11 protein-coding genes are annotated in these 12,656 nt (G+C 68.9%); 7 read left to right on the top strand and 4 right to left on the bottom strand.

Annotation, left to right across the window (positions count from 1 at the left end; all coding sequences use genetic code 11):
• The first annotated feature begins 13 nt into the window (after positions 1-13).
• The 4 genes from AB0I43_RS21940 (at position 14) to AB0I43_RS21925 (ending at position 4,571) form a co-directional block, all read left to right on the top strand.
• Positions 14-448, top strand: coding sequence for a TIGR03667 family PPOX class F420-dependent oxidoreductase (locus tag AB0I43_RS21940; RefSeq protein ID WP_356973768.1), 435 nt, complete (start codon positions 14-16; stop codon positions 446-448).
• A gap of 125 nt (positions 449-573) precedes the next feature.
• Positions 574-2,751 (top strand): hypothetical protein, encoded by a 2,178-nt coding sequence (locus AB0I43_RS21935; protein ID WP_356973767.1) that lies wholly within the window; start codon positions 574-576, stop codon positions 2,749-2,751.
• 35 nt (positions 2,752-2,786) lie between these two features.
• The gene (locus AB0I43_RS21930; protein ID WP_356973766.1) at positions 2,787-3,719 is read left to right on the top strand and encodes an RluA family pseudouridine synthase; all 933 of its coding nucleotides are present in this window, start codon (positions 2,787-2,789) and stop codon (positions 3,717-3,719) included.
• 108 nt (positions 3,720-3,827) lie between these two features.
• Complete coding sequence (locus tag AB0I43_RS21925) at positions 3,828-4,571, top strand: CPBP family intramembrane glutamic endopeptidase (RefSeq protein ID WP_356973765.1); 744 nt, start codon at positions 3,828-3,830, stop codon at positions 4,569-4,571.
• 149 nt (positions 4,572-4,720) lie between these two features.
• On the opposite strand, the gene AB0I43_RS21920 is transcribed toward AB0I43_RS21925, so the two are convergent.
• Entirely contained in the window at positions 4,721-5,023 is a 303-nt protein-coding gene (locus AB0I43_RS21920; protein WP_357432597.1) for a hypothetical protein, read from the bottom strand.
• Positions 5,024-5,188: 165 nt separating this feature from the next.
• Here AB0I43_RS21920 and AB0I43_RS21915 point away from each other — a divergent pair, with 165 nt between their 5' ends.
• Positions 5,189-7,468, top strand: coding sequence for a hypothetical protein (locus tag AB0I43_RS21915; protein ID WP_357432596.1), 2,280 nt, complete (start codon positions 5,189-5,191; stop codon positions 7,466-7,468).
• 60 nt (positions 7,469-7,528) lie between these two features.
• Here AB0I43_RS21915 and AB0I43_RS21910 read toward each other — a convergent pair whose 3' ends face one another.
• A complete protein-coding gene (locus AB0I43_RS21910) occupies positions 7,529-7,687 on the bottom strand; it encodes a hypothetical protein (protein ID WP_356973763.1) in 159 nt (52 codons plus the stop codon).
• Between the two features lie 323 nt (positions 7,688-8,010).
• On the opposite strand from AB0I43_RS21910, the gene AB0I43_RS21905 reads away from it, so the two are divergent.
• Positions 8,011-8,508: a hypothetical protein gene (locus AB0I43_RS21905; RefSeq protein WP_356973762.1), complete on the top strand. Its 498-nt coding sequence runs from the start codon at positions 8,011-8,013 to the stop codon at positions 8,506-8,508.
• 60 nt (positions 8,509-8,568) lie between these two features.
• On the opposite strand, the gene AB0I43_RS21900 is transcribed toward AB0I43_RS21905, so the two are convergent.
• Together AB0I43_RS21900 and AB0I43_RS21895 are read right to left on the bottom strand one after the other, a co-directional pair.
• Positions 8,569-10,725 (bottom strand): MMPL family transporter, encoded by a 2,157-nt coding sequence (locus tag AB0I43_RS21900; protein ID WP_356973761.1) that lies wholly within the window; start codon positions 10,723-10,725, stop codon positions 8,569-8,571.
• A gap of 29 nt (positions 10,726-10,754) precedes the next feature.
• Positions 10,755-11,183, bottom strand: coding sequence for an EXLDI protein (locus tag AB0I43_RS21895; protein WP_356973760.1), 429 nt, complete (start codon positions 11,181-11,183; stop codon positions 10,755-10,757).
• Positions 11,184-11,384: 201 nt separating this feature from the next.
• Here AB0I43_RS21895 and AB0I43_RS21890 point away from each other — a divergent pair, with 201 nt between their 5' ends.
• On the top strand, positions 11,385-12,560 hold the full coding sequence (locus AB0I43_RS21890; RefSeq protein ID WP_356973759.1) for an MFS transporter: 1,176 nt from the start codon (positions 11,385-11,387) through the stop codon (positions 12,558-12,560).
• Positions 12,561-12,656 lie beyond the last annotated feature (96 nt).

The raw sequence follows: 12,656 nt of genomic DNA, 5'->3' as shown, positions 1-12,656 counted from the left end.
GTTGGGTACAGGCATGACCCGCACCGATCGTCCTGTCGTCGACCCCGCCACCCCGCTCGGCGCCAAGGTAGCGCCGCGCCTCGAGCAGGAGAGCCTGATCTGGCTGACCACCGTCGGCGCCAGCGGCACTCCGCAGCCCAATCCGGTCTGGTTCCAGTGGCGCGCGGGCGAATTCCTCCTCTTCAGCGAGCCCGGCCAGGCCAAGGTGCGCAATATCGCGCGCAACCCCCGGGTGTCGCTGAACCTGAACACCGCCGGCGGCTACGACGTGGCCGTACTCACCGGCGACGCCCGCATCGACGAGACCACCCCGGCGGCAGCCGAACTCACGGCCTACGCGGCGAAGTACGCGGACGGGCTGAAAAGCCTGAAGCTCAGCGCCGAGGAGTTCTTCGCCACCTACTCCGTCGCGATCCGCGTCACGCCGGATCGATTGCGCGGTTTCTGACCGGGAATTCGCCGGCGCGCGACCGACTGGACGGTCCCCATCTACCGGAGTTCACCAATTGGCTCTACGATCCCGGATTTGTGAGCACCGGGGAGACACCGAGACAGGTACGGCAGTGGGCAGCGGTGACCGCGGTCGGAGTCGTCCTCGGCTACGTCGCCGTGCTGCTCGGCGATGTCCGGCACTACTACACCGACGACACCGAGGCACAGTACGCGCCGATGTGGGTCGCGCTCGGTAACCGCCTGCGCGACGGCGAGTTCCCGTGGCTGATCCCGCACGAGTGGATGGCGGGCAACTACACCATCGAGGAGGCGGGCCTCTACAACCCGCCGCAGCTGCTGGTGCATTTCCTGGCGCCCTCCTTCGACGACCTCGCGCTCTACGCCACGCTGGCCAAGCTCGTGTTTTCGATCATCGCGGCGACCGGCGTCTACCGGATCTGCCTGGCCTACGGGGCGCGCGCGCCCTGGGCGGCGGTGGCGGGCATCGCGTTTCCGCTCAGCGGCTGGTTCCTGTTCTTCGACCAGGCCAGCTGGATGACCTGCCTGACGGCCACCGCGTGGATCGTGCACGCGTGGGCCTCGGCGGTGCGCTACGTGCGCGGGCAGAGCGGGCCGATACCGCTGTTCGTCTTCCTCTATCTCGCGCTGACCGTCCAATACGCCTTTCCCGCCGTGGAATCCGGCCTGCTCATCGCCACCATCGCGGCCGGGGAGTACCTGCATCAGCGGCGCTGGGAGCCGGTGCTGCGGCTGCTGCTGGCCGCCGCGCTCGCGGCCTCGGCGGCACTGATCGCGAATCTGCCCGGGCTGCTGTCCTCACAGGTCACCTGGCGCGGCAACGCGCGCATCCACAACGATCCGTTCCTCACCGTGCCGTGGTCGGAATCGCTGAACGCCAGCCTGCCCAGCACCACGCCCGCGTTCACCGCGTGGTGGGGGCACGTGCAACCGCTGCCGATGGTCTATATCGCCTGGTTCCTGATTCCGGCGCTGGCCTTCATCGATTGGCGGGCCGCGGCGAAGTCCGCGCGCGAGCTGAGCAGCGTCGCGCTGTTCGCCACCGCGGTCCTGATGTGGACGGCCGGGCCGGGCGCGATCGGCCCGCTGCGCTGGCCCGCCCGGGTGCTGCCGATGGTCGCGCTCGCCCTGCTGGTGCTGGTCTGCGTCCTGCTCAGCCGCCACGGCGTCTTCGCGGTCACCAAACAGCGACTGTTCGCGGCCGGCTGCCTGATCGGGCTGCTGTTCCTGCGCTCCTTCTCGGCGGCGCCGCTGATCGTGACGCGGCACCTGATCGCGGTCGCGGTGGTGGCCGGGCTCGGCGCCGCGGCGATCTGGCTGGCCCGCACCCGCGGGATCCAGGCGGCCTGCGCGTTCGTCGCCGTGAGCATGTTCCCGATCGCCTACGCCCAGGTGGCGATCGCGCCGGCGACCCCGATGTCCTACAACTTCCCCGAGCGCCGCTCGGAGATGACCGCGGCGTTCCCCGACTTCGACGGCGTCACGCTGCAATTGGCGGACCGCGCGCTGCTCGGCCCGCAGGACCGCGACATCGCCGCCGCCTACGGATCGCTGGCCATAGGCAACTACGCGAAAGCGCTCGGCCTGGACTACGTCAACGCCTACACCCCGATCGGGCACGCGCCCTTCGCCGGGATTCTGTGCATGGCCTGGGACGGCAGCACCTGCCCGGACGCCTTCCGCCGGGCCTTCGACACCGAACCCGGCACCGGCCAGCGGATCGTCGACCTGATGAAGGTCGATCGCGTGGTGCTGCACCGGGCGCAGTACCCCGACGCGGGCAATCATCCCGCGCCCAGCGGCTGGAAGTGGGTCGACTACCCGGGCCACGAGCGCTACATCTGGGTGCTGGAACGCGAGGCCGGACTGCTGTCCACGACGAACGGGCTCGTCGCCTACACCGACGACGTCCTCGCCGTCTCCCGGGCCAGCGACGAGGCCGCGGCCCAGCTGTGGGTCAGCTCCCGGGAAGGCGGGCGGCTGGTGTTCGCCCGGCTGTTCTGGCCCGGCTACCGCCTCACCCTCAACGGCCAGGAACTTCCGATCGACGCCGTCGCGAAAACGTTCCTCGCCGTCGACATTCCCGCAGGCACGCACAACGGCGTGCTCGAACTCACCTGGCGGCCGCCGGGCTGGAAGGCGGGCCTGATCGGCGCAGTGGTCGGTGTGACCGGCATCGGACTGCTGCACTGGGCCTATCGGCGCAGCCGGCGCGAGGAAGCCGAGCCGGCGGCCGAGCCCGCGACCGAACCGCGGGATCGGCAGCCCGCCCCGGTCTGACCTGCTCGTTCCGGCAGGGCATAGGGTCGGTGCCGATGAGAAGGAGACAGCAGCCGCCGCTGCCCAAGCGGTTCGGGTTGGATCCGGCGCGCCTGCGGCTGCCGGAGGACGGCGCCTGGGCGACCATCCGCGACCACCTGGTCGAGCGGCTGCCGCGCGTCGATCCGGCGCGCATCGACGAGCTGCTCCGCACCGGCGGGATCGTCGACCTGGACGGCCCGATCGCGCCGGACGCGCCCTATGTGCCGGGCGGCGCGGTGTGGTTTCACCGGGATCTGCCCGAGGAGACCGAGGTGCCCTTCGAGATCACCGTCGTGCACCGCGACGAGGATCTGCTCGTCGTCGACAAACCGCACTTTCTCGCGACCATTCCGCGCGGGCAGCACATCCGGCAGACGGCCCTGGTGCGGCTGCGGCACGACCTGGACCTACCGGACCTCATCCCGGCGCACCGGCTGGACCGGGTGACCGCCGGGCTGATCCTGTTCGTCATCAATCCGGCCCGGCGCGGGGCGTATCAGACCATGTTCCACCGGCGTTCCGTGCGCAAGGAGTACGAGGCGATCGCGCCCTACGATCCGGCGCTGGAGCTACCCCGGACGGTGCGCAGCCGGATCATCAAGGAGAAGCAGGTGCTCGCCGCGCAGGAGGTGCCGGGCGAACCCAATGCCGAAACCGTGGTGGAACTGCTGGAGCAGCGCGACGGGCTGGGCCGCTACCGGCTGCGGCCGCACACCGGGCGCACCCACCAGCTGCGACTACACATGAACGGCCTGGGGATACCGATCCTCGGCGACGATTTCTATCCGGTGCTCACCGACAAGCCGGTGCACGACTTCACCCGCCCGCTGCAACTGCTGGCCGCGGCGCTGGAATTCACCGACCCCGTCAGCGGCGAGCCGCGGCGATTCGAGACCACGCGCACCCTGCGAGCCTGGACCGATCCGGAGGGCTGGGCGCGCGGTTAGGTTTGCCGGAAGGTGGCCATCGGGCCGCACCGAATGGGTATGGCGTTAACGATGCGGGGTTTGCCAGGAGATACAGCGGGCGTGGGATCGATCCGTACACTGGGCCGGGTGCTTCAGACGGTCACCGAAGATCCAGCCCCGGTCCGCCCGAAACTGCACGCGTATCTCGATGTCGCCGTCGTAGTGATCGTGCTGGCCGGAACCAATCTGATCGCCCATTTCACCACCGCGCTGGCCAGTATTCTCGCCGTCCCGATCGCCGCCGTGATCCTGCTCGCACTCATGCGCAAACGCGGCCTCGGCTGGGCCGAGCTCGGGTTGTCGCCGCGGCACTGGCGGCGCGGCACCGTCTACGCGCTGGGCGCGGTCGGCGTCGTACTGACGGTCGTGGCGATCGGCGCGCTACTCCCCCTGACCCGCCCGTTCTTTCTCGCCGACCGCTACGCCACCCTCTCCGGCGCCCTGATCGCGTCGATGATCGTCATTCCCTTGCAGACCGCGATCCCGGAGGAACTCGCCTTCCGCGGCGTGCTGCACGGCACCCTCGACCGGGTCTACGGCATCCGCGGCGTCTTCGCTTCCGGCTCCCTGCTTTTCGGGCTCTGGCACATCGCCTCCTCGCTCGGCCTGACCAGCACCAACAAGGGCCTCAGCGCGGTGCTCGGCGGCGGCCTGCCCGGCCAGATCGCCGGCATCACCCTGGCCGTGCTCGCCACCGGCGCGGCCGGCGCGCTGTTCACCTGGCTGCGCCGGCACACCGGCAGCCTGCTGGCTCCCATCGCACTGCACTGGTCCGTGAACGGCGCCGGCGCCCTGGCCGCCGCCCTGGTCTGGCACACCACGCTCGGCTGACGCGCGCGAAACCCCTTCTCCACCTGCGAAAACCGGAGTCGGCGCGGCGTCGGCGTTGACGTGCGTGAGTGGCGGGTTTAGGCTCGCTGCGATCAAACGTATGTTCGAGCAAACTTGTCGCCACCCGCGCGGTGGGCACGTTACCTGGTTCAGGAAGGTTCGCGATGCTCGACGAACAGTCGAACGGCGGGGCCGGCGGTTCTGAGATTGCCGCGTTGGCGGAACGGGTCGCGACGGCGCGGGGCAAGCTCCCGCTGCAGTACGACTCCGCACTGATCGAGGTGCTCTCCGAACACGAGATCGCAGCCGAACGCGAACTCGCCGAATGGATCCGGATGCAGCGGCGCGGGCAGCGCCGGCGCGCCGTGCAGGCCGAGATGAAGGCCGAGCGGCGGGACAGGCGGAGCTCGGCGGCCATCCAGCGGGTCGAGGAAGCCGACGCGCGCTGGCATCGGCGGGCCCTGGCGGCGCGGCGGCGGGTCTCCAGCCAGGACGCGCGGCTGGCGCAGCTGTATCGGCGGGCCGAGTGGTCCTCGCGCGTGCTGATCGCGGTCGTCGTGCTCGGCATGGTGTGGGCCGGAGTGAACGTCCAGCACAATCTCGTGCCCAGCGGCGACATGACCGACCCGCTCTACTGGCTCAGCTACGGCATCGAGGCGATGATCTCGATCCCGATCATCACCATCATGGTGGTGGCGACGACGGCGGCCCGGTGGGGGCGGGAGCTGCCGCGCGGCAAGGTCGTATTCTTCGAAACAGCGTTGCTGGGCACCACGATCGGGCTCAACGCGGGGCCGCACCTCAGCGCCGGGCATTGGGGCAAAGCGGCCGAATTCTCCATCGCGCCGGTGATGGTGGGCGTCGTGATCTGGTTGCACGCCTGGGTTTCCGCGCGCTACGCGCAACTGATCGACAGCGTGTCGACGGCCGAGGAGAATTCCCCGGATCACCGTGAGCCGCCGGTCGAGGTCACGATTACCGACGAGCATGTCGCCGAGCCCTGGGCCGGGCGCAACGGCTACAGCGCGATGATCCCGATGCGCAAGCTCGAAGGGTTCGTCCCGCCGGATTTTCCGGTACCGGATCTGATCAGCGAGCTGCCCCGTAACGGGAAGTCATATCCGGATAACGAGCACGGTGGGCCGAACGGCCACGGTTATTACGGCAATGGTGCGGGCGGGAACGGACACGACGCGAAAGAGCGCAACGGGCACAACGTCAACGGAGATCGTGGCAACGGGCGGATCCCGAACCGGCAGTTCGGGAATGGGCTGTTCGGCGGTGAGGTTCGCGAGAACAACGGCGGCTCGCAGGGTGCGAACGGCCGGAACGGCAGCAGCGCCGACCGGCATGAGCCGGAGAATGTCTACGCCGGCGGCCGACGCGCCGAGAGCAGCTCGGCCAATGGCTCCGTATGGAGCCACGACACCTCCGGCGGGGAAATCGCCAACGGCCGTACTGGTTACGGTCACACCAGCGACACCCTGCCGATCAACGGGCGAGTGATCAACGGCTCCACCTCGGCCCTCGCCGACAGCCCTGCGATCAACAGCCGAGGCGCTGACGACACCACCAACTCGAGCGCCACCGGTCAGGTCGATTACGGCCACCGCACGGGCCCGGCCCTCACCGACATGCCCAACGGCAGCTCGGCGACCAACGGTCAGCTCGCCGACAGCGCCGCACCGGCCGCCGACCGACTCGGCACGCACACCTCAGCGGCAGCCGACCACAACACCACCGACAACTCGGCCGCGCGCCGGAGCGGCACCGACAACCCGACGACCGACGCCCGATTCGCTGACGGCCACGCCACCGAAAACCCGGCGACCAACCGTCAGTTCGCGAATGGCGACACGACCGAAAGCCGCGCCACCGACAGCCAAGCGACCAACGGCCAAGTCGCTGATAACCATGCCGCCGAAAATCCGGCGGCCAACCGCCGATCCGCGAACGGCGACACCACCGAAAGCCACGCTACCAATAGCCCGGCTACGGACGGCCGCGCTACCGACAGCCCGGCTACGGCGGGTCGCGCTACCAACAGCCCGGCCACGGACGGCCGCGCTACCAACAGCCCGGCCACGGACGGCCGCGCTACCAACAGCCCGGCCACGGACGGCCGAGTCGCTGACGGCCACGCCACCGAAAGTGCGGCGACCAGCGGTCGATTCGCCACCGGCGATACCGTCGAAAGCCGCCTCACCAACGGCCAGGCCGCGACCCACAGCTCGGCTACCAACGGCCACACCACTGCCCAGAGCTCCAATACCAACGGCCACGCCACCGCTAATCGCGAGGCTCGGGGTGGCGGAGCCGCGGACGAGGCGCACGAAGGTGTCGACACCGCAGCGGCGGCCCGGCGTAAGGAAGACGCAGCCGCAGAGGGTATCGAGGCAAAGAGCCGTAAAGCCAAGGGACGTAGTGGTATCGAGCACGATGCCGACGACTACGCGCTGATCAGCGAGATCGAGGCTACGACTGCCGATTCGGCTGGTGCACCGCCTGCTCGCCCGGCCAGGCCGCAGCCCGAGGCGCGTACCGAGCCGGTGGTCGAGCAGCTCACGCTCGAGGCCGATCCGGGTCCGGAGCCGCGGCATCCGCGAATCACGCTGGACGCCATCGCCGCGGCGCGGGAAGCGGTGGAGAATCCGGTCGATGAGATGGCGCTGATCGAAGCGGACGAGGAGGACGGGGTCTGGGCGGTGGCGCGGGCGATCATCGAGCGCCGGGTGTCGAAGCTGCCCGTCGATCAGGTGGCCGAAATCCTCACTCTCGCCGATCAATCCTGGACCCCGATGGGTATCGGCAGCGAGGTCGGCATTTCGTCGGCGGCGGTGAATCGAATTCTGGAAGCGGCTCGCAAACTCCGCTACCCGTATGCCCTGGCGACCTGAGAACCCGGCACAGGGCCGGGCACTCGGGCCGTCGCGAGAAAAGCCTGTTTCCGATCCGGGCTATTTGCGGCGCCACCGCGCGGGCACTACGGAACCGATCAGCAGTTCTTTGAGCAGCGCGGCCGGGTGGTAATACTCCGGCGCGCTGTTCGCATGGTCGGCGTGCTGAGCCCGGACCGTTTCGAGACGGCTGTCGGACAGTTCAGCAGACACAGACATACTTCTTCTCCTCCATTTTCCCCGACCACTAGCGACACAATTGCTGAGCGAGATGAGATCGACTCTATCCCGGCGAAACATTCGACCCCAAGAGGTACATCTCATACAGAACGCAGGGGATCGCTTGGTAGCACGCACAATTGAATATTTGCGACGATGGCGGCTACCGAAGTAGAGCAGGAAACAAATTGTACGCGGCGCATTCGGGGCGTGCCAGCGAAATTCGTGTCCCGATCCTCGCAAACCCCGCCGGAGGGACAACACGCACCGTCGGACACGCGCGGGTTAGGTCAGAGCTTGCACTGTGTGCAACGATCCGACGCGTGATGCGCAGCGTGGAGATCACGGCCGCCCTGACGGGACCGATCGACCGAGAGCATCGGTCGAGGCTGTACTGGGAGCGGCTGATCGAGTTGAGCCTGGATTGCTTCATCTGCGAAAGGGCCGGGCGCACAACGATCTTGAAGTACGGCGCGGAGCGCTCGATCTGCAGCGGCGACACCGAGCGGGGCCAGCACTACACGGCCGCGCGGATCTCCTCCTTCGACCACACGCACGGCGGCGACCGGATCGTGCTGCGCTCCCTCGTAGATTTCTGGTGGGCGCCCTTCGACGACGCCAAGCGCGACCTACAGGCTGTCGCTCCGACCAAAACACCGTGGGTCCGTTTGCATCTCGGCTACTCCTGCCCGCACAAGGAGGAGCCGGGCAAGGAGTCGTTGCAGACGAATCTGGTCCGGCCCTACGAATTGACCTGTGCCCATTGCGAGACCCTGATCGCGGTCAACGAGGAAGCGCCCACCATCCGCCTGCTGCCCTGACGACGCCGACGGCCCGCTCCCGAGACCGGGAGCGGGCCTGTGCCTTTCGGTCGGCGCTGCCTAGCGTTGGTCGTGGGAGCGGAACCCCGCGTACTCTAGCGGCCGCTCCGCCGCCGACCGGGTCGCGGCCCGATCACCGTGCCCCGGCCACCAGGCCGCGCGCCCGATCAGCGCCGTGACCGCGGGCGTGAAGAACATGGCCATCACGAACGCCGCGATCCCGATGCCGACCGAGATGGCGAACCCCATCTGCGACAGGGTGTTGTTGCCCGCCAGCATCATCGAGGCGAAGGTGCCGGCCAGGATGATGCCCGCTGCGGCCACGGTCGGGCCGGTGTGCCGCACGGCCAGCGCGGCGGCCTCGCGTGGCCCGCGCCCTTCCCGCGCCTCCTCCCGCAACCGGGCGACCATGAGGATGTTGTAGTCCGTCCCGAGCGCGACGACGAACAGATACATGATCACCGGCATGGTGAAGATGAGGCCGGAATTACCCTGAATATGCTGGAACACCAGCACGGTCGCGCCCAATGTGGCGGCGAAACCGAGGAACACCGACGCCATCAGATACCAGGGCGCCACCAGGCTGCGCAGCAGCAGGGCCAGCACCAGCATGATGAGCACCGCCGCCACCGGGAACACGATCGCGTAGTCGTGGTTCATCGCCGCCTGGAAGTCGACGAACACCGAGGTGAGGCCGCCGACCACGGCGGTGCTGCCGGGTGGGGCCGCCGCGTGCGCGACCTCCCGCAGCGGCCCGGCCACCGTGTCCAGGGCCGCGTCGGATTCCGGTGCGTGCGTGAGCGTCACCTGGAAGTCGGCGACGGTCTTGTCCGCCGACAGCTGCGCCGCCCCGACCTGCCCGACACCCGGCACCTGGGTCAGCGCCGCGCGGTATTCGTCCAGCTGGTCGCGGGTCAGCGGCCCGTCGGGCGAGTGCAGCAGCACCTCCGAGGGCTGCGTGGCGCCCGCGGGCAGCCCCTTCAGCAATTCCCGGTTGTAGACGACGGATTCGGAGGCGTCCGAGGTCGACCCGGAACCGAGATCGAAGGTCGGATCGAAACCGGCGGCCAGCACGCCCAGCGCCACCAGCAGGCCGCCCGAGACCACCGCGAAGGCGCCCGGCCGCCGCCCCAGCGCGGCGCCGAGCGCCGCGAACCGGGCGCCGGTCGGCTCCGCGCGCCACGCCTTCGACGGCCAGAAGACCTTGGTGCCGAGCAGCGACACCACCGCGGGCACCAGCGTCAAGCCGGCCACCAGCGCGACCGCCACCGCGATCGCCAGCGCCGGGCCGAGCGCCCGGAACATCCCCAGACTGGACAGCACGAGCGCCAGGAACGCGATGATCACCGCCCCGGCCGCCGAGGTGATCGCCTCACCGACGCGGGCAACCGCGCTCACCATCGCGGTCTTCGGATCCTCGCCGGCGCGCAGCCGCTCCCGATAGCGGAACATCAGGAACAGGATGTAGTCGGTGCCGACGCCGAACAGCACGACCAGCAGGATGGCGTTCACCGAGGTGTCCATCTCCAGGTCGAAAGCCTTGGCCGCCATCGCGATCAGGCCGCCGACCGTGCCGGAGATGGCGCCGATGACGACGATCGGCAGCAGCGCGATCACCGGGCTGCGGAAGATCACCAGCAGCAGCACGAGGATCAGGACGATGGTGGCGACACCGATGATCGCCATCCCCTTCTCACTCGATTCGGTCTGGTCCAGGGTCGAGGCCGCCATGCCGGTGATGCCGGCTTTCAGCTCGGTGCCCGCCACCCGCTCGCGCAGGTGCTCGCGCAGCTCGGTCACGGCCTCGCCCTGCGTCTTGTCGGCGGGGTCGGTGACCTTGTCCATCTGCACCGCGATCACCTGGATCAGCCGGTTCTCCGAGGCCGGTGTCGGATGCACGCCGGTGACGCCCGCGACGTGCTCGCCGGCCAGCTCGTTCGCGGTCGCCACCACCGAGGCGGAATCCGCCTCGCTCAGCGGCGCGCCGTCCTGGCGGGCCACCACGATGAGCGCGGCGGGCGCGGAGTTCTGCGGAAAAGCCTGCTCTTGCAGGCGCATTGCCCGAATGGATTCGTAATGCGAGGGCAGGAAGGCGGATTGGTCGGTGGTCGAGGACATCGTCGGGGCCGCGACCAGCACCGCGGCGATGGCGACGGCCCACAGGCCGATCACCTTCCAGGGATGGTGGACGACCAGGCGTCCGAGTCGAGCGAACATGGGAGAGAGATCCTTTCGCGGTTCCGTGCTCAGACGTCCAGGTCCTCGGCGGCCGGATGCTGCTCGACGTCGGCCACCTCGCAGTAGACGCGGTTGGGCACGTGCCCGCGGAGTTCGGCGAGGGTGTCCACGATGTCGACGGTGTAATCGCCCGCGCCGCGCTCCTCGCCCAGCGGATCGATGGTCTGCGCGACCCAGGTCTTCCAGTCGGTGCCCCAGTTGCACACGTCGGCGAGTTCGAGCCAGTTCGACTGCCGCTTGTGCACCACGTATTTGCCCTTGCGGCTGCGGTAGACCCGGACGCGCGCGACGCCGCCCTTGGTGGTGACGTAGTTCTCGGCGATCAGCCGGCCGTAGAACCGCTGGGCGCGGTGGCCGCCGGGGCCGACCCGCACGGTGATCTGCTCGAATTCCTCCGGCGCCTTGGTTGTGTCGACCGGCTGGGGATCGGTGGTCATGGTGCCCTCATCTCATAAGCGAATGCGCAGTTTTGCATGGGTGTAGTACCGGCGGCGCCCCTTGCTTCCGGCCCGTCGTACCTGTGTGATCAGCGATTTCCGTGTATCGCCACTATAAGTAGATGTATACGTATAACGCAAGGCTGGGATTCATGGGATTAATCCCTGGCGGGTCGCGCCGGGCCGTGACAGGCTCGTCCGGTGCGGTCCTATCGGGAGGTGCTGACCAATCCGGCGGTGCGCAATGTGCTGATCCTCGGGGCGCTCGTCCGTATCCCCTTCTTCGCCGGCGGCGTGCTGCTCGCATTGCACGTGGTGCAGACGCTGCACGGCTCCTATCTGCAGGCCGGAGCGCTCACGGCGGTCGTCACCGCGTGCGTCGCGGCCAGCGGCCCCTGGCGCGGGCGCTTTCTCGATCGAATCGGACTGCGGCGCACCATCTTTCCTTCCCTCGTGGTCGGGGCGGTGTGCTGGTCCATCGCGCCGTTCGCCGGCTACTGGACGTTGCTCGGCCTCGCCGCGCTCGCGGGACTGTTCGACATTCCGATCTTCACCGTCGTCCGTCAGGCCGTCATCGGCGCGACCACCGAGCGCAACCGGCAACCTGCCCTCGCCTTGGAATCGGTGTCGGTAGAAGCGGCGTTCATGATCGGGCCCGTGCTCGGCGTCGCGCTCACCGCGTTCCTGTCGACCACGATCGCGCTGTTCTGCATGCAGATGTCGCTGGTTCTCGCGGGCGTGCTGGTGTGGCTGCTCGACCCGCCGCTGCGCGCCTCCGATGAACCGGGCGGGCGGTCCGCGGTGCCCCGAAAGAGTTGGTTCCGCACCGAATTCGTCGCCCTGTGCGCGGGCGCCTGCGCGGGCATCACCCTGCTGGCGGCCTGTGAACTGATCTTCGTCGCCGCCATGCGGGAATTCGGCGCCCAGGAGTGGCTGGGCCTGGTGCTGGCCGTCTGGGGTTTCGGCTCACTGGTCGGCGGGCTGATCTACGGCGCGATGGGTCGTTCGGTCTCCACCTACCTGCTGCTGGTCGGGCTCGGACTCACCACAGTGCCGATGGCCTTGGCGGGCAACCCGTTCGCACTCGGCGTGACGGGTTTGTTCGCCGGACTGCTGTGCGCGCCGACACTCACCGCCTCGGTGGACCAACTCAGCCGGATCGTGCCCGAGGGCGGGCGCGGCGAGGCCATCGGCTGGCACGGCGCGGCGATGACGCTGGGCAACGGCTTCGGCAGCGGGCTGGCCGGGGTCGCGATCGATCTGGGCGGCTACCGCACGGGATTCGCCGTGTCGGGTGCGCTCGGCATCGGCGTGGGCCTGGGCCTCGCCCTGCTGGTCGCGATCCGGCACCGGCGCCAGGACGCCGTGCTGGTCTAGCTGTACTGACCCGAGAGGTTAGGAACGCGGCTGGCTGGTGGGTGACCGCCCAGTGCGGTGTGGCCGCGGTGGTGATTGTAGGTGTGTAGCCAAGCG

The organism is Nocardia sp. NPDC050435 (genome assembly GCF_040655395.1).
Taxonomy (GTDB): Bacteria; Actinomycetota; Actinomycetes; order Mycobacteriales; family Mycobacteriaceae; genus Nocardia.
This window is presented reverse-complemented; position numbering and strand designations above follow the sequence as displayed.